This window comes from Nostoc sp. JL34, assembly GCF_017114945.1.
Classification (GTDB): domain Bacteria; phylum Cyanobacteriota; class Cyanobacteriia; order Cyanobacteriales; family Nostocaceae; genus Nostoc.
This window is the reverse complement of record NZ_JABXKQ010000033.1, coordinates 21108-38729: the sequence shown is the minus strand read 5'-3', so window position 1 is coordinate 38729 and position 17622 is coordinate 21108. Positions and strand designations below refer to the sequence as shown.

The 17622-nt window shown below is 43.0% G+C and carries 21 protein-coding genes and 1 pseudogene; 4 read left to right on the top strand and 18 right to left on the bottom strand.

Annotated elements, in window-relative coordinates; all coding sequences use genetic code 11:
• Positions 1–13: 13 nt before the first annotated feature.
• Positions 14–190 (bottom strand): annotated as a pseudogene (locus HWQ44_RS05790) (IS4 family transposase); the annotation flags it as partial.
• On the opposite strand from HWQ44_RS05790, the gene HWQ44_RS05785 reads away from it, so the two are divergent.
• Positions 191–601, top strand: a complete 411-nt coding sequence (locus HWQ44_RS05785; protein ID WP_292716103.1) for a hypothetical protein — start codon at positions 191–193, stop codon at positions 599–601.
• 3 nt (positions 602–604) lie between these two features.
• Here HWQ44_RS05785 and HWQ44_RS05780 read toward each other — a convergent pair whose 3' ends face one another.
• The 4 genes from HWQ44_RS05780 to HWQ44_RS05765 form a co-directional block, all read right to left on the bottom strand.
• On the bottom strand, positions 605–799 hold the full coding sequence (locus HWQ44_RS05780) for a hypothetical protein (RefSeq protein ID WP_292716101.1): 195 nt from the start codon (positions 797–799) through the stop codon (positions 605–607).
• Between the two features lie 42 nt (positions 800–841).
• The gene (locus HWQ44_RS05775) at positions 842–1249 is read right to left on the bottom strand and encodes a ParA family protein (protein ID WP_292716099.1); all 408 of its coding nucleotides are present in this window, start codon (positions 1247–1249) and stop codon (positions 842–844) included.
• Between the two features lie 336 nt (positions 1250–1585).
• A complete protein-coding gene (locus HWQ44_RS05770) occupies positions 1586–2437 on the bottom strand; it encodes a CDP-diacylglycerol diphosphatase (RefSeq protein WP_292716097.1) in 852 nt (283 codons plus the stop codon).
• 186 nt (positions 2438–2623) lie between these two features.
• Positions 2624–3316, bottom strand: coding sequence for a hypothetical protein (locus tag HWQ44_RS05765; protein ID WP_292716094.1), 693 nt, complete (start codon positions 3314–3316; stop codon positions 2624–2626).
• Between the two features lie 15 nt (positions 3317–3331).
• Between HWQ44_RS05765 and HWQ44_RS05760 the strand changes: the two genes are divergently transcribed.
• A complete protein-coding gene (locus HWQ44_RS05760) occupies positions 3332–3508 on the top strand; it encodes a hypothetical protein (protein WP_292716091.1) in 177 nt (58 codons plus the stop codon).
• 76 nt (positions 3509–3584) lie between these two features.
• On the opposite strand, the gene metX is transcribed toward HWQ44_RS05760, so the two are convergent.
• The 3 genes from metX to HWQ44_RS05745 form a co-directional block, all read right to left on the bottom strand.
• Positions 3585–4664, bottom strand: a complete 1080-nt coding sequence (gene metX / locus HWQ44_RS05755) for a homoserine O-acetyltransferase (protein WP_292716088.1) — start codon at positions 4662–4664, stop codon at positions 3585–3587.
• A gap of 110 nt (positions 4665–4774) precedes the next feature.
• Positions 4775–6079 (bottom strand): O-acetylhomoserine aminocarboxypropyltransferase/cysteine synthase family protein, encoded by a 1305-nt coding sequence (locus tag HWQ44_RS05750; protein WP_292716085.1) that lies wholly within the window; start codon positions 6077–6079, stop codon positions 4775–4777.
• Positions 6080–6150: 71 nt separating this feature from the next.
• Complete coding sequence (locus HWQ44_RS05745; protein ID WP_292716082.1) at positions 6151–6324, bottom strand: hypothetical protein; 174 nt, start codon at positions 6322–6324, stop codon at positions 6151–6153.
• 221 nt (positions 6325–6545) lie between these two features.
• Here HWQ44_RS05745 and HWQ44_RS05740 point away from each other — a divergent pair, with 221 nt between their 5' ends.
• Positions 6546–6788, top strand: coding sequence for a hypothetical protein (locus HWQ44_RS05740; RefSeq protein ID WP_292716079.1), 243 nt, complete (start codon positions 6546–6548; stop codon positions 6786–6788).
• Between the two features lie 233 nt (positions 6789–7021).
• On the opposite strand, the gene HWQ44_RS05735 is transcribed toward HWQ44_RS05740, so the two are convergent.
• The 8 genes from HWQ44_RS05735 to trxA all read right to left on the bottom strand — a co-directional run bounded on the left by HWQ44_RS05735 (position 7022) and on the right by trxA (position 14259).
• Positions 7022–7720 (bottom strand): glutathione binding-like protein, encoded by a 699-nt coding sequence (locus HWQ44_RS05735; RefSeq protein ID WP_292716076.1) that lies wholly within the window; start codon positions 7718–7720, stop codon positions 7022–7024.
• A 60-nt stretch (positions 7721–7780) separates the two neighbouring features.
• Positions 7781–8557, bottom strand: coding sequence for a class I SAM-dependent methyltransferase (locus HWQ44_RS05730; protein WP_292716073.1), 777 nt, complete (start codon positions 8555–8557; stop codon positions 7781–7783).
• Positions 8558–8591: 34 nt separating this feature from the next.
• Positions 8592–9281 (bottom strand): SDR family NAD(P)-dependent oxidoreductase, encoded by a 690-nt coding sequence (locus HWQ44_RS05725; RefSeq protein WP_292716070.1) that lies wholly within the window; start codon positions 9279–9281, stop codon positions 8592–8594.
• Positions 9282–9285: 4 nt separating this feature from the next.
• Positions 9286–10581: an MFS transporter gene (locus HWQ44_RS05720; protein ID WP_292716068.1), complete on the bottom strand. Its 1296-nt coding sequence runs from the start codon at positions 10579–10581 to the stop codon at positions 9286–9288.
• Between the two features lie 182 nt (positions 10582–10763).
• A complete protein-coding gene (locus tag HWQ44_RS05715) occupies positions 10764–11429 on the bottom strand; it encodes a nitroreductase family protein (RefSeq protein WP_292716066.1) in 666 nt (221 codons plus the stop codon).
• A gap of 224 nt (positions 11430–11653) precedes the next feature.
• Positions 11654–12766, bottom strand: coding sequence for an alkene reductase (locus HWQ44_RS05710; protein WP_292716064.1), 1113 nt, complete (start codon positions 12764–12766; stop codon positions 11654–11656).
• A gap of 103 nt (positions 12767–12869) precedes the next feature.
• Positions 12870–13664 (bottom strand): SDR family NAD(P)-dependent oxidoreductase, encoded by a 795-nt coding sequence (locus HWQ44_RS05705; RefSeq protein ID WP_292716061.1) that lies wholly within the window; start codon positions 13662–13664, stop codon positions 12870–12872.
• 271 nt (positions 13665–13935) lie between these two features.
• Positions 13936–14259: a thioredoxin gene (trxA, locus tag HWQ44_RS05700; RefSeq protein ID WP_012412473.1), complete on the bottom strand. Its 324-nt coding sequence runs from the start codon at positions 14257–14259 to the stop codon at positions 13936–13938.
• An 80-nt stretch (positions 14260–14339) separates the two neighbouring features.
• On the opposite strand from trxA, the gene HWQ44_RS05695 reads away from it, so the two are divergent.
• Positions 14340–14690, top strand: coding sequence for a helix-turn-helix transcriptional regulator (locus HWQ44_RS05695; protein ID WP_292716058.1), 351 nt, complete (start codon positions 14340–14342; stop codon positions 14688–14690).
• Positions 14691–14774: 84 nt separating this feature from the next.
• On the opposite strand, the gene HWQ44_RS05690 is transcribed toward HWQ44_RS05695, so the two are convergent.
• On the bottom strand, positions 14775–15671 hold the full coding sequence (locus HWQ44_RS05690) for an undecaprenyl-diphosphate phosphatase (protein WP_292716055.1): 897 nt from the start codon (positions 15669–15671) through the stop codon (positions 14775–14777).
• A gap of 266 nt (positions 15672–15937) precedes the next feature.
• Positions 15938–17326 carry an LCP family protein gene (locus tag HWQ44_RS05685; RefSeq protein ID WP_292716052.1) on the bottom strand — a complete coding sequence of 463 codons (1389 nt, stop codon included), beginning with the start codon at positions 17324–17326 and terminating at the stop codon, positions 15938–15940.
• Positions 17327–17622 lie beyond the last annotated feature (296 nt).

Here is a 17622-nt window from a genome sequence, read left to right as displayed (position 1 = left end):
TACCTCTGCCAATTTACGAGGGTTCAACGCCGGTGGAAATGGGATGAATACGTCCTAAAGCAGTAAGCTTGGCAAAAATCTGGGTTAATAAAATAGGCTCAGGGATTTCGGGAAGCATTTTTAACATTTCACGAACATATTGAAAACCACGGTAGTAAGCCTTAAGATCAATAATGCCGGAGTCGGGATTGTGTTAACGAAAATCAGATTTTGCCAAAGCCTACATCATCGGCAACTAACAAACCCTCTCAGCATAAGCAAAGCCTTTCATAGCAACTTCAGAGGAAGAGGCAATCAACGGTGCAGATGGCATAACCGCCTGCTTGTGCGTGATCGCCTACCTCTGGTTTCTTACTTCAATCCAGACTGTGCTTTACTCTTGAGCTTATCATACTCAAAAGTTACGTTGATTTTAGAACCATCAGGATTTTCCCAGACAAATGTTGCTATTGTTGCAGAGCAGCTAACCTCAACACCTCGATACAAGATTGACCGCACTTCCGTTAAGGACATTCCTGGTTTGGTAAATTCTCCCGCAGCGCTGATTCACCATAAACAAATTCATGGGCTAGGGCATCATCCAGAGGCTTTCGTTTTTTAGCAGTCATGACAGCATCCCTAGAACTTCCTTAAACAACCGCTCATACTCCCGTGCTGACTCCGCAGCTTGCAGACCAGGTAAATCCCAAATTGTTGCAGCTTGACCAAAAATATCTGCGATCGCTTGTTTTTGGTGAATCACAGTTTTTAACACTGTCGCTTCTTTGGTTTTTGATAGAAGTGCGATCGCTTCACCCAATAACTTTGTACCCTTAACAGCACGACTAATAAATATGGCTGCTTAGGGCGCACCACCGCGAACAGACTGAGCTTGTCTGATTAACCTAACAGCGTCACTCGCGGATTGTAAATCTAACCCTGTAGGCTGACAGGGAACTACAGCTAAATCGGCTCTAAATAATATTGCTCTGCTGGCTTCAGATAAACCGGCTGGGTCATCTATTATTAGATGATCAGATTGCGCTGCTAACTCTGGGATTTGCTCTAAGAGTTCGTCGGGTGATTGCAGCACAGTTGTGGGGATAGAATTTTCCTCAATCGACTGAAGCCAAATCGAGCTGCTACGTTGAGCGTCGGCATCTAGCAAGTGGACTTTGCGACCCTTGCGGGATAACCAACACGTTAGATGAACGGCAGAGGTAGATTTTGAGCAGCCCCCTTTTTGATTGACAAGGGCAATTATTGTCATACTGCACTACTGCACTACTGCATTAATTCAGTAATGCAGTAAGTATAAGTTGAAAGTGTGTATTATTGTTTGTTTACAACCTACATCAGAACTATTTACTGCGTTACTGCATTGATTGCTGCATTAAGTATAAATTTTCTAGCGATCGCTTCTTCTTCTAGTTTGCCTACGAAACGCTCTGCTTCGCGCTTGCCAGATTCTTAGAGGAAATCTGAACTGTGCCTGGGGCCTGGGGCGATCGCCTATGCTGGGCAGGTACGCCATCGCACTTTCTGTGACTTGCACTAAAATTAGCTTACTTTGCCCCTGGTCATAGCTTCCGTAACACTACCCCTACTACTGTGTACTACAGTTTTCGTCAAGCAAATATTCAGCATGACCCTTGTTATTTGATGTACGACTATCACTGTTCAAGATGTAAAATTCTTTCTGATTTCTTCTTACTAAAGCAATACTTTGTTCGTCTATCGAATATTTAGAACCGATGTAGTCCTTTACAAGTGCAAAAGGATTAACTTGCGAACCAAAATTACTCAGTATTTTTACACGATATTTATCATTTGTATTGTTCGGGTTTTCAAAGTTAGGCGTGTTTATGTCTGGCCACTTCGTAGTAATTTTCTGAGCTTTAGCTAATTTTTCTAGCTGATCACTCACTTTTTTATTAATACAAGACATATGAATATGTAATTGATCTTGGCCACGACTATATTTAGAATTAACAGCTAATCCTAATTGTTTTGGGGTCTTATTAGGTACGTATTTGAGAGTTTCATTCCATGCAAAATACCAAAAATATGGATAATAAGGGTTATTTTTAGAGTCCCATATTTTCGGATCTTCAATGCCAGTAATTTTAACAGTTGGAATTAATAAATACTCAGAGGCATGATCATACACTATGGCATAATTATTTTTCAAATCGACATATTGACATGGAGATGGATCTTTTTTTTGTTTCTGATTTATAGTACACTCTTGAACTTTTCTCCAAAGATAATCTCTATCTTGAGTTAATGCAGGTGAAATTGAAATAGTAGTTATACTTATTACCGCCAAAAAAGTTAACAAGATTGTTAACGAATATTTCAGGCTAGATTTTCTAAAATTTGACTTCCCTCTATTGTTAGAAAACAAGTTACTCAACCATTTAACCAAAATTGATTTTGATAAAAAAGAATAATTCATTTTACTTCCTTTTGTGATGCTGATAATTAAGATTTTTCATATTTTATTCGCCAATCATAAATGATTTATTTATTAATCATAATGCCGCTAATTTCCTAACTTTTATTATTTTGTTAATTGGTTTATTTCGGTATTAAGTTATAATATTCATAGCCAGTTTTATTTTGTACTAATACAATAAAAAAATCAAGTTATTAAAATTAAATATTTAGACATAAATAATATATTAATAATTTCGATAGTTAAACCTCGGATATCTATCCCCACGCGCAACACACACATCCGGCTGAGTAAATCTCGCGCTGCTTCACTTTGTCTTGCCAGTTGTTCTCTGAGAATGGGTTCAGCTTTTTTCGTCACCAATTCTGGATGCTTTCGCAGATACCCAGGCTTACCCTTACCAATAGCCGCCAGTTGGGTTAACAAAAATACGTGTCCCTCAACGCGCTCAGATATCCACTGCAAATCTGGTACACTATCTTTCAGTTGGCGCTGTCGCAAAATCTCAACTCCCGCGACTGTCGCCACTCCAGAAATTCTCTCGATATACACCAATTCTGAATCTGGTTCCGCACCCTCATAGCGGATATCAACTAAATCTGCTGGCACTTCTCGACTGGTTAATAGGGTTTGTGATTGATGCTGCTGATAGACTAAAGCATAACGTTCGCGTAGCGTCTCGCAGAGAAGTCCGCCTCCGCGGAAATCATGAAAAATATCGGCTTTGAAACCCACGCAGGTGATTTTGCCTGTGTAGCTGTGGTTTCTAACCGCCCTAAGTTGGGAATTGGGAATAACTAGGAAATAACTCGGTAATAACTTCAGACAGCTTGGGACTGAACTTGTGATTGGGCATTGTTTCATGGAATTGTCAACCATTTAAACGCAATTCTGATGAAACGTAAACAAGCCGAATTTATTCTGACAGTATTGGGGGTTGCTGAAGTTGTGGCTACTTTCTACACGATTTACCCGCCTGTAGCGATCGCACTAACTCCTGTAGCTATTTACTGCTTGGTAATCATTTATATTAATGACGCAAAGAATAGTAAAAATAAACCCAATGCCTAAAAGTGCGATCGCCTTTTCAACTTCATCATTCCACCTCAGAACTCGGAAGGCCGAGCTTTGATCTCAATCCATCGAGTTAAGAGGCTGATAAATCTAAACTTTGCTGAAAAGAGATTAGTATTTCATTCAATGCATCCATGTCAATTAAGAATGCATCATGTCCGTGGGTTGACTTCAGCCACGCCAGTTGAGCATTAGGGATTAAATTTGCCAATTCTTGTTGTTCTACTGGAGGATAGAGGATGTCAGAATCAATGGCGACAACTAAAGTCGGTTGCTGGATGCTTTGCAGAACAGATTCGTAATCTGATAAATTAGGACTGGTGCGATCGCGTGCAACATCGTGACGATCCATTACCTGGGTGAGGGTAATGTAAGTGTTGGCATCAAATCGCTCTGTCAGCTTTTGACCCTGATGCTGTAAGTAACTGGCTATAGCAAACTGCTCAGACGCATCATACTGCCGTCCAAAACGGATTGTAAAACTATCCCAAGAACGGTAAGTAGACATCGCCATCATCCGCGCTACTGCTAGTCCTTGGATTGGGGGTGCATCCAGGGTATAGTTCCCTCCTTGCCAGTTTGGATCGGCATAAATTGCCTGTCTTTGGGCTTCACTTAATGCAATACACCAAGCTGAATGCCTTCCAGAAACAGCAATGGGTGCTATTCCTTTCACCTTTTCTGGATATAATAACGCCCATTCCAGTACTTGCATCCCACCGAGCGATCCGCCAATTACTAACCGCAGAGATTGAACACCCAGGTATTCTAGTAGTACAGCTTGCAGGTGAACCATATCTCGGATTGTAATCTTAGGAAAGGATACGCCATAAGGGTTTCCTGTTGTTGGGTTGATAGATGTTGGCCCAGTTGTACCGTAACAACTTCCCAAAATGTTGGTGCATACAATAAAATCGCATTCTGGATTGAAGGCTTTCCCTGAACCAAACAAAGGTTCCCACCAATCATCAGCGTCAGCCGAACCAGTCAAGGCATGACAAATCAGTACCCCATTATCACCTTGAGAATTTAACTGTCCCCAGGTACGATAAGCAACCTGAACCCCAGTTAATGTTTCACCGCCTTCAAGTTGAAAAGGCACTGTAAGCTGATAAAACTGGGTTTGCGGTGAGATGAAGTCTGAGTAGATCATATCTAGGAGTGGGGAGTGGGGAGTTAGAAGTTGGCAGCTAGGAGTTAGGAGTGGAGGAGAAGAATTAATACCCAATGCCCAATGCCCAATGCCCCATTCCCAATTAAAAACTAAATCCTAACTTGCTGGAATGCCTGCTGGAAATCCTCTTTGATATCGTCCATATGTTCAATTCCCACTGATACTCGCACCAAATCGGGTGTCACTCCTGCTGAAACCTGCTCATCATCACTTAGCTGTTGATGGGTTGTAGAAGCGGGATGAATAACGAGAGTTTTGGCATCACCAACATTTGCTAAATGACTCGCCAATTTCACATGATTAATAAAGGCTTTACCTGCGTCCAATCCACCTTTGATGCCAAAATTTAAAACTCCCCCAAAGCCATGTCGGAGATATTTCTTCGCTCGTTCATGATATGGGTGATTGGGAAGTCCGGGATAATTAACCCAAGATACTTGCTCTTGCTGCTCTAACCACCGAGCCAATTCTAGAGCATTGCTCACATGCCGATCCACACGTAGGGAGAGAGTCTCTAATCCTTGCAGTAACAGAAAGGCATTAAATGGACTCAAAGATGGGCCAAAATCCCGTAACCCCTCGACTCTGGCGCGAATAATAAAGGCAATGTTGCCAAAGGAACCGCTAGGGCCAAACACTTCTTGGAAATTCAGCCCATGATAGCCGGGTGCTGGCTCAGTAAATAGGGGAAATTTGCCGTTACCCCAGTCAAATTTACCCGAATCGACAATTACGCCACCAATGGAAGTACCATGTCCACCAATCCATTTAGTTGCAGATTCCACTACAATGTCTGCACCATGTTCAATCGGTCGAGCTAAATACCCACCAGCACCGAAGGTATTATCCACAATTAAAGGTATGCCGTTTTCGTGGGCAATGTGAGCTAAAGCGGCAAAGTCGGGAATGTTGAATTGAGGATTGCCAATGGTTTCAACGTATAACGCTTTGGTGCGATCGTCGATCGCCTGACGGAAACTTTCCGGATCATCTCCCTCGACAAACTTGACATTAATCCCCAAGCGGGGAAAAGAGACTTTAAATTGGTTATATGTTCCCCCATACAAAAAACTAGTGGAAACAATATTATCCCCAGCCTGAGCTATGGTACTGATTGCCAAAAATTGTGCCGCTTGCCCACTAGCTGTTGCTAATGCTGCTACACCACCTTCTAAGGCAGCAATCCGCTTTTCAAATACATCCGTCGTCGGGTTCATGATCCGGGTGTAAATGTTACCAAATTCCTGGAGAGCAAATAACCGCGCTCCGTGATCGGCATCGTCAAAAACGTAGGAAGTCGTTTGGTAAATCGGTACAGCACGAGCATTAGTTCCAGGAGCCGGCTCTTGTCCAGCATGAACTTGCAGGGTTTCAAAACGATATTGTTCAGACATAAGCAGTTATTTGAGTTTCCAATTATATAAGCAAGTAATATATTTGAGGATTGGATTGGATTAATCAACGGTTATTTAGAAGACTTACCGTATTTTACCTGGTCACGCCCAAGATTACCCATCTTTAGCACAACAAGTTGAGGAATGGGAATTAAAGGCAAGGTAGCAGTGCCTTTAATTTCTAAAACCTTTTCTGAAAGAGCAATTTTAGCAAATCTGGGCGAGAACTTGATCAGAACCCACATAATATTAATCCCCGCTTCCAATACGGTTCGGTTAGGGCTTTTTGATGAAAATTCTAAATCACAAAGACGCGATAAATCGCCGTCTCTACAATAATCAATCCTTTGTAAAGACGGCGATTTATTGCGTCTCTTGGCTTAACCGATCCGTATTGATCTGCGCCTCGGACGACATTTTCAGCTTTAGGCTAAGATAGATACTTAGTTTTTCCCCTGTACTACGTATGCCTCAAAACTACAACAGCAATTCCCGAAGATTGCCCAAAATTAGAACCACGATTTTCTACATCTTCGCGGTCATCACTGTTTTAGTAGTAGCCTTTCCTTGGCTGTACGAAATTAAAACCAAGGCTGGGATCGACATATCTCCTGGACGCCATGCTGGAACCTTTTTTGAAAAACATACCCATGGACTTTTCAAGTGTGAGTGGCTTTATCCTTATCATTGCGATCGCCCCCAAGGTTAAGGAGGGGAATTAAATCTCGCATGACTCAGGGCTAGTATTAATTGAGACTTGATAAACATCCTCTATTAGCGGCAGCAGCCCTATAAAGTTAGGACTTATTGAAGGGACTTCCAAAAAATAAATTATCCAAAATTATTTGTAAATTTGTAGAAGGGCAAAGCCTTACGTTCCGACGATGGGATATTTTTTTAACTGGAAGTCCCTGAAATTGAGTCAAGACAATTTTATTAGGTTCAAGGCTGAATAGTCTTCGCCGACTGGTTAAATAACAAATCTCGTAACTTATCTGGATCAAGCGCTTCAGTTTTGAATGCTTCGGCTTTTTCGTAGGCGCGAATTGTTGCTGGACGCGCTTTAATTGTCTCAAACCAGCGCTTGAGGTGAGGAAAATCCTCTAAATTCTGACTTTGGATTTCATGGGGCACAATCCAGGGATAAGCAGCAATATCGGCGATGGAATAATCGCCAGCCACAAATTCTCTATCTGCTAGTTGCTTATTTAGTACTGCATATAAGCGTCCGGTTTCATTCACATAGCGCTTAATGGCATATTCAATCTTTTCGGGAGCATAAGTACTAAAGTGATGATTTTGTCCCGCCATTGGCCCTAGACCTGCCATTTGCCAGAACAACCATTCTAAAACTTGAGTCCGTTGGCGTAAATCTTGAGGGATTAATTTCCCGGTTTTTTCTGCCAAATATAGCAAGATTGCACCAGATTCAAATAGCGAAATCGGCGCACCTCCATCTGCTGGTTCGTGGTCAACGATCGCAGGCATCCGATTATTAGGAGATATCTTTAGAAATTCCGGCTTAAATTGCTCCCCAGCCGCAATATTCACAGGAATTATAGTGTATGGTAAGCCGGCTTCTTCCAAGAAAATCGTGATTTTATGACCGTTTGGAGTTGCCCAATAGTAAAGTTCAATCATGGTTCGTTTCCTAAAATTGTGCGATTATTTTGTAGGAGTGCGTTACAGACACTCTCTTAATTACGAATGAGATTGCGGTGCTTTTGCGATCGCAGCCCAAACTCTATGGTGAACCTGAAGAATTGGTGTAGGATATTTTGCTTCGAGTAATGTTGCCAATTCTTGGTCAAATACTTCTACTTTTTCTGGTGTCAAGCTGGCTCCCACACCAGCACTTGCACGAATTCGTCCCCGCCAGTCTTCGTGTGTATAAGAGACAAATACATCGTAAGAAAATGTGCGGATTTCTCGGAATCCTCCTTCACCAATGTCTTGTAACCACAGGGGATGCAAGCCATTACCGCCGCCCATATTCCAGGCGGGATTATGAGCCTCGATCAATTGTTCTGTGGCTTCAACTACATTACCTTTTAAGGGTATCCAATCAAAATGTGCGATCGCGAGGGAGCCATTTCCTCTCAATATGCGAGTAATTTCCTGGACAACCTGTGGACGGTCAAACCAATGCCAACACTGTCCTGCTGTCACCACATCTGCACTGGCATCTGGTAACTCAGTATTCTCAGCAGTTGCGACTCGATAATCTACTTTCAGTTGGGCAGATTCGCTTAACAGTCTGGCTTGTTCTAAAAGTGAGGCTGATGGATCTATGCCAATTACATAAGCACCTCTATCGGCAAAGCCCCGCGCCAGTGTTCCTGTCCCTGTACCAAGGTCAATAATGTTTTGCCCTGGTAAACCTATACCATATTCAGACAGTTTGTTAAATAATGAACTCGGAAAGCCAGCGCGGTGTTTTGCATAATCAGTAGCAGTTGCACCAAAATCAATTTTCATACCTACAAAACTATTCTTGTAACAATTGTCTAGGCTAGAAGTTCTCTACCCACGGACGTAGTTCTACTTCCCATGTCCAAGCACTGCGGGGTTGGCGGAAGATGCTGAGATAAGTTTGTGCGATCGCATCTGGGTCAAGGGTACTATCAGGATTATCTGCTGGATCTTGGCGATCTGCTGAACGGATTCCACCATCAATCACGAAATGTGCCACATGGATATTCTTTGGTGCTAATTCTCTAGCAATACTCTGAGCCAAACCGCGCAGTGCAAATTTACCCATTGCAAAGGGAGCAGACAGCGGATAACCCTTAACACTGGCTGAGGCTCCAGTAAAAAATATCGCCCCGCCGCCAAGCTGCAAAAACCTTTTGGTAGCAGCTTGGGCCACAATAAAGCCACCATAAGCTGTGACATCTAGGGTTTTTGCCACCTCACCAGGGTCTAAATCAACAAGAGGCCCCCGCACCCGAAAACTGGGATTGTAAACGACAATATTCGGGGAACCGATTTTATTATCAATATCAATAAATAACTGTTCTACTTCATCTGGTTTTGAGGCATCAGCGGCGAAACTAAATCCCCCAATTTCACTGCTCAATTGAGTGAGTTTTTCAATTTGGCGAGCCGCTAAAGCTACGGTGAATCCTTCTTTGGCAAATAGGCGAGCTAAAGAAGCGCTCAATCCATTACCTGCACCGACAATTAAAGCTGTTGTTGCCATAAATTTAATTTTCCGTGACTGAAGATAACTGGGAATTGCCCTTAGTGGGAGTTTGACCAATTTGCAGTACACAAACTGCGGCAATCAGACAGAGAACGCCTGATAAAATAAACGCTTGTAAATAACTACCCGTCCAAGTTCTCAACGCTCCGGCTCCGAATGCGGCTGTGGCTGCACCAAGTTGGTGTCCGGCGACAATCCAACCAAACATCACACCCACATTTTGTTTACCGAAGACATTGGCAACAAGACGGACTGTCGGTGGTACAGTGGCAATCCAATCAAGTCCATAGAAAACAGCGAAAATGGAAAGTCCATAGAAGGAAAAGTTGAAACTGAAGGGCAAGAAAATCAAAGACAAACCCCGCAGTCCGTAGTACCAGCACAATAAGTAGCGATTGTTCCAGCGGTCAGATAGCCAACCGGACATAGTAGTTCCAAAAAAATCGAATAGTCCCATGATTGCCAAAAGACCCGCAGCCTTGACTTCCGGGATACCGTGGTCAATACAAGCGGGAATCAGATGAGTTCCAATTAACCCATTTGTGCTTGCGCCACAGATAAAAAAGCTACCAAATAGCAGCCAGAAGTCGCGATGATGCATTCCTAGCCAGAGGGCGTTGAGAGTGGAGGCGATGGAATTGACTTTGGGCTGTGATAGTTCCACAGTTTCGCTGTTGTCGCCAAAGGGTCGCAAACCGACATCTGCTGGACGATCGCGCATAAAAGCTGCGATCGCTGGAATAATTAGAAGTGCTGCACAACTAAGAGCCAGAGCCGCAACTCGCCAGCCAAAGCGATCGCTTACTGAAGCCAGCAAGGGGAGAAACACTAGTTGCCCCGTGGCTGTACTGGCGGTTAAAATGCCCAGAACTAGACCCCGCTTTTCCAAAAACCAGCGATTGACAACAATAGCACCCAAAACCAAGGCGATAACTCCGCTACCACAACCAACAACCACACCCCACAGCAAGACTAGCTGCCAAGATGCTGACATCAAAGTGGTTAAACCGACACCGAGAGCAATGATAGCAAGTGAGAATACCATCATCCGACGAATGCCGATCCGCTCCATAACTGTGGCAGCAAAAGGGCCAATTAATCCGTAGAGGACTAAGTTAATGGAGATTGCCAAAGATATAGTTGCTCTACTCCAGCCAAACTCCTGTTCGAGAGGCACTATAAAAACTCCAGGAGCAGAGCGAATTCCGGCTGCCACCAGCAAAGCTAAGAATGTTAAACCAGCTACGATCCAGCCATAGTGGAACGAACGACGCGCTAGGAAGGAAGCTAGGGACATGAGTGGGGATTGGGTAGTAGTCTGTCAATAAATAATTGATAAATAAATTCCTTGTAGAGACGGCGATTTATCGCGTCTTTCTAACCGTCAAAATGAATGAATTTGACAGATTAGTACAAGGAGTAAGGGGAGCAGGGGGAGAATAACTATTGCCCAATGCTCCATTCCTAATTTAGGAAAGGTTACCCTGCATAAGGATTACCAATTTTGTCTACAGAGACATTGGAGGAGAATGGCAAACGACCTGGATTTAAGCGTGGTTCGGCTGCGTAGCCAACGGGGACGACAACAGCGATCGCTAAATCTGGATTATCCCCAGCACCAATTACTTCCTTTACCTGATCCTCAATCCAACCGTTCATAAAACAAGTGGATAATCCCAAACTTTCTGCCGCTAACACCAAATGAGTAGCGGCAATGATGGCATCTTTGATGGCATATTCGCGTCGCTTCTCGCCTAGCGATGCTTGAAATTGCGGGACGGCGGTTTTAAAGTAGTTTACCGTGCCTTCATTCCATGCCCCAGTTTCGAGTCCCTGCTCTAAAATTGGGGTCAAGTTTTGTTCGCCTGCGTTAGGATCGGCGGCAAAGACAAAGGTTACAGGTGCTTGAATAATTTGCTGTTGATTAAAAGATGCCGCTGACAATGCTGCTTTTTGCGCTGCATCTTGCACAAGAATAATTTGCCAGTCTTGGATATTATAGCTACTGGGTGCAGCCACAGTTAACTCTACCAGTTGCTTGAGTAGTTCTGGGGTGATAGGGTCTGTTTTAAAAGTTTTGATGGAACGACGTTTAGCGATCGCACTGGGTACATCTAAAGGTTGGGTTTGAGTAATGGAACTCATGAGATTCTCCTGATAGTTGAGTGATGACTAAATAATTCCTAATAACGCTCTCTACGAAACGCTGTGCGTAGCTTGCTTCCCTGTAATGGTCGCTGCGTTAACGTAATTAGGATACAAGCGAATGTATTTATTCATGAAACAAAAATAAAAATTATTCCTTGTTTCACCACAAACGACTTGTCTCCAGCCCGCGCAAGCAACAATTACAAATTACGAATTACGAATTACGCCTTAGCTACTGGCTCATTAGCAGGTGACCAAAATGGATAGTCTATATATCCCTTTTCATCGCCACCATAGAAGCTTGCTTGATTTGGTTGATTTAGTGGTGCATTTAAAGCGAAGCGTCGGGGTAAATCGGGATTTGATATAAATAATGTGCCAAAGGCAACTAAATCTGCTGCTTTGTTTGCCAGTACTGCATCGCCTTTTTCACGGGTATAACCGCCATTGACGATGAGTGTACCTGTAAAGCGATCGCGGATATGACTAGTGGGTACTATTATCCCGCCATGTCTAATATCTGCCTCTGTTGCCTCATAAATATGCAGATATGCCAAATTAAACTGGTTCAACGCTTGAGCCGCATAACCGAATGTCTCCAGAGGATTGGAGTCACCTATATCGTTAAAAGTCCCACTGGGAGAAAAACGTACCCCAACTCGGTTAGAATCCCACACACTAGTTACCGCCTCTGTCACCTCCAACAGAAATCGGGCCCGATTCTCAATAGAACCTCCATATTTGTCTGTACGTTGATTGGTGCGATCGCGCAGAAACTGATCTATCAAATAACCATTAGCTGCGTGAATTTCCACCCCATCAAACCCAGCCGCTAGGGCATTTGCCGCTCCCTGACGGTACTGTTCGACTATCTGCGGTATTTCCGATGTTTCTAAAGCCCGGGGAGTAACAAAAGGTTTTGGCCCCTCATAAGTTGCAGCCTCACCTTTAGGAGCGATCGCAGAAGGTGCTACAGGTAAAACTCCATTTGGTTGTAAGTCAGGATGGGAAATCCTGCCGACGTGCCATAGTTGCAGGAAAATTCTTCCTCCCTGCTGATGTACGGCATCGGTTACTAATTTCCATCCCTCCACCTGTTCTGGTGAATGAATTCCTGGGGTCGCGGGATAGCCCTGTCCTTCAGGAGTTACCTGTGTTGCTTCTGAAATAATCAGTCCGGCGGAAGCACGTTGGACGTAGTAGGTAGCATTCAGTTCGTATGGTACGTTTCCCTTACCTGCCCTATTTCGGGTTAAGGGTGCCATTATTATCCGGTTAGGTAGTTCCAGATTCCCTAATTGGTAAGGAGAGAATAAGTTGATATCAGTAGTCATTGGTTATATCTCCAAATTATTTTTAGTCATTGGGCATTGGGTATTGGGCATAGTTATTCCCCCAGTCCCCAGTCCCTAGTCCCCAGTCCCCAGTCCCTAGTAACTAAACAATCGACCGAATAACGCCACCATCTACCCTCAAAGCTGCACCATTAGTTGCTGATGCTACCGGACTAGAAAGGTAAACTACGATCGCTGCTACTTCTTCATTAGTTGCAAAGCGTTTGATTAGGGAACTTGGACGCACATTTTTAAAAAAGTCAGCCTCAACTTCCGCTGCACTAATGCCACGTTCCTTTGCAAGGTTGGTGATAAAATCTTCAACTCCTTCTGAGCGGGTTGGCCCTGGGAGGACTGAGTTTACCGTGACTCCAGTCCCGACAGTCATTTCTGCTAGACCTCGGGCAATGGCTAGTTGCGCTGTCTTAGTTGTGCCGTAGTGAATCATTTCCACAGGGATCTGAATGGCAGATTCGCTAGAAATAAAAATTATCCGCCCCCAGTTTTGCTCTAGCTGCTTTTGCAGATATTGCCTACTCAAACGGACTCCACTGAGGACGTTAACCTCAAATATCTTTAACCAGTCTTCATCAGTAATATCAAAGAACGTTTTTGGCTCATAAATACCGACATTGTTTATGAGAATATCAACGTGAGGAACTTTTTGAAAGAGTTGCTCTACCCCTGATGCAGTCCCGGCGTCAGCAACAACACCAGAAACTTTCGCCTCCGGTGTGCTTTGCTGAATTTTGGCGATCGCTTCAGCGACTCGTTCTTCAGATCGACCATTGACAATCACTGATGCACCCTCTTGAGCTAACCCTTGGGCGATCGCAAAACCAATGCCTCCGGTTGAGCCACTCACCAATGCGGATTTACCATGCAGTTTCAAGTCCATTTCGCTCTTTCCCCGTTAGTTGAAACAGAATGATCTGGGATTGGGGACTAGGGACTAGGTAATGGGGACTAGGTACTGGGACAAGGAGAAAAGTATGAGCGCCGAAAGTTGGCGCTTATAACTTTGGAGGGATAAGGGGGACAAAGAATATTGAAGAAGTCTCTCCCCAGTCCCCAGTCCCCAATCCCCATTACCCCTTATCCCCAGAGGGGACCCCACCATCCCCAATCCCCAGTCCCCAATCCCCAGTCCCCAATCCCCACCACTCAAATTAAAGATGCTGTGCTAAGGTCTTATTCAAGGTAGTTTTTGGGACTGCCCCGACGACAGTATCGACCTGGCGGCCTCCCTTAAAAACCATCAGCGTTGGAATGCTGCGAATTCCATAATGGCTAGCGACAGTAGGATTTTGATCTGTGTTCAGCTTCACAAATTTCACCTGTCCTTCATATTCAGCAGCAACTTCATCGACGACTGGCCCCACCATCCGGCAAGGGCCGCACCACGGCGCCCAAAAGTCCACTAATACTGGAATTTCACTTTCCAAGACTTCTTGCTTGAATGTGGCTTCTGTGACATTTGTAATGGATGACATAAATTGCCTTCCTAATTAATTCTATAATTCGATAATATCGAATAATAAAAATATATGCCACCTGATGAGATAATGCAACTATGAGATTTCTTTATCATCCAGATCGAAAAAATATTTCTTTAGCGGGAGTGCTGTATGCATTGGGCGATCCAGTGCGGCTAGAGATTGTACGACTGCTGGCGACTGAGGGGGAACAATGCTGTGCCAGATTTGATTTTGCGATCGCTAAGTCTACTATGTCCAATCACTTCAAGATTTTGCGGGAGTCGGGCATAGTCTTTACACGGAAAGAAGGCACACACCATATTAACATCCTGCGGCGTGAAGATTTAGAGGTGCTGTTTCCAGGGTTATTGGATGTGGTATTGAAAGCGGCTCAACCATTGCCTATTGTCCCTACAAGTGATAAACAAACAGCTTCCAGGATTTAGGGGCATGGGTTAGTGCCTGATGTTTGGCCGGCAAAGTCAAAGTTCGCACTCTTGCTTACCCAGCACGCATGAACACCGAAATACTCAGTTGGGTAAAAAGCCAGTAACAACGCTAACTACGAGGAATATTCCCATCGCCAAACGATACCAAACAAATACCCAAGTACTATATTTTTCTAAATAATGAAGTAAACTATAAATGGCGGCAAAAGCAGAAATACTAGCTGTAGTTAAACCAATAATTAAAGTTATCCAACCGTTGATATCAAGTCCAGCTTTGAAAAGCGTATGCAGTTCTAATGCTCCTGCTAGAATCACGGCTGGCAAGCCTAGTAAAAATGAGAATCTAGCAGCAGTTTCTCGCTCCATTCCTAAGAATAATCCAGCAGTTAAGGTAGAACCAGAACGGGAAACTCCTGGAATTAAAGCTAATGCTTGAGAAATTCCTACCCAAATCCCGTCACTTAGTGATAGTTGACTAAAAACGCGATCGCGTTTCCCAAATCTTTCTGCAATTGCTAGCAACAAAGACATCACAATTGATGATATTCCTATGACTATCAGGGCACGGAAAGGAGAATTACAAACGTTGAGACTTTTTTTTAGTAAAAGACCTGCAACAGCAATAGGAATTGTACCAATTAATAATCCAATTGCTAAACGAAAATATTGGTTGCTGTAATCTTGTTCAGAAATCGCCCTCACCGTTGCACCTGTTAATTTCTTCAAATCTTGCCAAAAATAACTAATTACAGCCGCGATACTCGCTAACTGCATCGCTGCACTAAAAGCACTTCCTGGATCTTGCCATCCTAGTAATCCCGGAATAATTCGTAAATGTGCTGTGCTACTAATGGGTAATAATTCAGTAATTCCTTGTACAATTCCTAAAAAAACTATTTTTAACCAACTTAATTCTAGAAAACCTAAATTGATATCACTGGAACAAGAAACAGTCAATAAAAACAAAGAAAACATCATAGCTTTATCAATGGATATTGTACTCTTGAAGATAGTAAGTAGTGAATATCTAAATAATTGCATCTAAAAAAACTGTTAATAATTGCTGTTTAAAGAGATATTCAGCTACGATACATCTTTTTGAAATTAAACACGTTAAATTGACGTTACTATGACAAACCTATGACAAAAGTATGACTAATTTTTCAGATTAGCTTTTGTAATTAGCGGATATTTGACAACTAGGCGATTTCCAAATCTCAAGTAGTCCAAATTCTTAAATAGTATTAGATACTTTTTCTTAGTTGCAACCAATCTTTACCGATTTGAATGCTGATATCCGAGTAGAGATTGCCAGTGCTTTCCACTCGAACTTCCCCTAATTCTAAAGTGTTGCGAATTGATTGAGCGCTCTCACTATCTCCCTGTTGGGCAATAATCCGAGTTACTTCTAGAGGCTCACCCCAGCTTTTAGTAATATAAATATTGCTATAGCCAGCTTCTTGTAAGATTTTGATTAGTGGATGCAAGTTTGTATGATTGCTACCAGTGCTGTCTTGAATTGCAACTCGTAAACTAGCTGGTTGATGGGCTACTTGTGGTTTTGCTCCTGAGTCCAAATCAAAATACTGAGCCATCATGGCAGGAATGCGGCTGCTGTTTGGTATCCAGTAGCTAGCCTCATACTCTTTCTTTTCACTAAAACGACCAGGTACCATTAACATCTGCATATTAGAACGAGTAGTTTGCACCATAAAACCTAACAGCGCCACTAACTCTTCCACTGTTAAGTTGGAATCGATATGTTCTTTAACTATGTCAAGAATTTTAGGCAGTTGAGTGAGTGTGGTGGGATTGAGGGTTTGGTCGCTTAAGGCACTAATCACCATTTGCTGCCGTTGAATGCGACCAATGTCTCCCAACTCATCATGGCGAAAGCGCAAAAGTTGCAGCACTTGGTCTCCGTTGAGATGTTGCTTACCCGCTTTCAAATTGATGTACAGATGCTGGGAATCATCTCGGTATTTCATATTCTTGGGTACGTAGACTGTCACACCACCCAAGGCATCGACTAACTTGCTGACTCCCAAAACGTTAATTCTGATATACCGATCAATTCCCACTCCATCCAAGAGATTACTGACTGTTGTACTGGTCAAAGCCGGCCCACCATAAAGATTGGCAGCATTAATTTTGGTCAAACCATGTCCAGACACCTCTATGCGAGTATCTCTAGGAATGGAAAGCATAATTAATTTTTTCTTTTCTGGCTCAAATCGCAATAGAAGCATGACATCAGATAGACCATCAAAGGAATTTAATTCGGGCTGATATCTCAAATGTAGGGTTTCAGGAGGCGGGTTCTTAATATCTGGTGGCAACACACTCATCCCTAAAACTAAAATGTTCACAGGGCGACTTAATGCAGAAAATTGTAGTCCACTTTTAGTGATGTCCTCTCCATCAAACACTGCTTGCTGTTGTTGATTTAGCTGAGTTTTCTGCAAAGGCTTGCTGGTGAAAGAAACTGCTAACAGGGTTCCTGCGATCGCTGATATTATTGCCACAGCACTCATCCCCACCCCAAACCACAGCCAACGTCCGGGTATAAGTTTTTTGGTATTTTTTTTACTCCCTTTGAAGGCTTTCACCGAATGGTTTTCTTCTGTTGGCATTCTTTTAACACTCACTCCTCACACTAAATGTCATTCGGATTTAAAACAGACAAGCTAACCTACAATAGCTCACTCTCAAATTATCTTTTAGCCAAAATCTCATTTGACTTTGGACTAATAGCAACTAACACTTTTAAGAAAATATCTATAAATTAACTTATGCTAGTGACGTTTCTATTACTAAGATATGTCACTTGGATGACGTTTAATAGAATATACGTAAGGTTAAGATGTTCCAGAATTAAGTCACGAGCCACTTGAAGAGATAAATTTCTTTGGAGTTAATATTCATAAAC

Bases quoted from the DNA above. Each gene is read 5' to 3' on its own strand.
- HWQ44_RS05775 (WP_292716099.1), bottom strand. From the start codon at position 1,249: ATGACAATAATTGCCCTTGTCAATCAAAAAGGGGGCTGCTCAAAATCT.
- HWQ44_RS05770 (WP_292716097.1), bottom strand. From the start codon at position 2,437: ATGAATTATTCTTTTTTATCAAAATCAATTTTGGTTAAATGGTTGAGT.
- HWQ44_RS05765 (WP_292716094.1), bottom strand. From the start codon at position 3,316: ATGGTTGACAATTCCATGAAACAATGCCCAATCACAAGTTCAGTCCCA.
- HWQ44_RS05760 (WP_292716091.1), top strand. From the start codon at position 3,332: ATGAAACGTAAACAAGCCGAATTTATTCTGACAGTATTGGGGGTTGCT.
- metX (WP_292716088.1), bottom strand. From the start codon at position 4,664: ATGATCTACTCAGACTTCATCTCACCGCAAACCCAGTTTTATCAGCTT.
- HWQ44_RS05750 (WP_292716085.1), bottom strand. From the start codon at position 6,079: ATGTCTGAACAATATCGTTTTGAAACCCTGCAAGTTCATGCTGGACAA.
- HWQ44_RS05745 (WP_292716082.1), bottom strand. From the start codon at position 6,324: ATGTGGGTTCTGATCAAGTTCTCGCCCAGATTTGCTAAAATTGCTCTT.
- HWQ44_RS05740 (WP_292716079.1), top strand. From the start codon at position 6,546: ATGCCTCAAAACTACAACAGCAATTCCCGAAGATTGCCCAAAATTAGA.
- HWQ44_RS05735 (WP_292716076.1), bottom strand. From the start codon at position 7,720: ATGATTGAACTTTACTATTGGGCAACTCCAAACGGTCATAAAATCACG.
- HWQ44_RS05730 (WP_292716073.1), bottom strand. From the start codon at position 8,557: ATGAAAATTGATTTTGGTGCAACTGCTACTGATTATGCAAAACACCGC.
- HWQ44_RS05725 (WP_292716070.1), bottom strand. From the start codon at position 9,281: ATGGCAACAACAGCTTTAATTGTCGGTGCAGGTAATGGATTGAGCGCT.
- HWQ44_RS05720 (WP_292716068.1), bottom strand. From the start codon at position 10,581: ATGTCCCTAGCTTCCTTCCTAGCGCGTCGTTCGTTCCACTATGGCTGG.
- HWQ44_RS05715 (WP_292716066.1), bottom strand. From the start codon at position 11,429: ATGAGTTCCATTACTCAAACCCAACCTTTAGATGTACCCAGTGCGATC.
- HWQ44_RS05710 (WP_292716064.1), bottom strand. From the start codon at position 12,766: ATGACTACTGATATCAACTTATTCTCTCCTTACCAATTAGGGAATCTG.
- HWQ44_RS05705 (WP_292716061.1), bottom strand. From the start codon at position 13,664: ATGGACTTGAAACTGCATGGTAAATCCGCATTGGTGAGTGGCTCAACC.
- trxA (WP_012412473.1), bottom strand. From the start codon at position 14,259: ATGTCATCCATTACAAATGTCACAGAAGCCACATTCAAGCAAGAAGTC.
- HWQ44_RS05695 (WP_292716058.1), top strand. From the start codon at position 14,340: ATGAGATTTCTTTATCATCCAGATCGAAAAAATATTTCTTTAGCGGGA.
- HWQ44_RS05690 (WP_292716055.1), bottom strand. From the start codon at position 15,671: ATGATGTTTTCTTTGTTTTTATTGACTGTTTCTTGTTCCAGTGATATC.
- HWQ44_RS05685 (WP_292716052.1), bottom strand. From the start codon at position 17,326: ATGCCAACAGAAGAAAACCATTCGGTGAAAGCCTTCAAAGGGAGTAAA.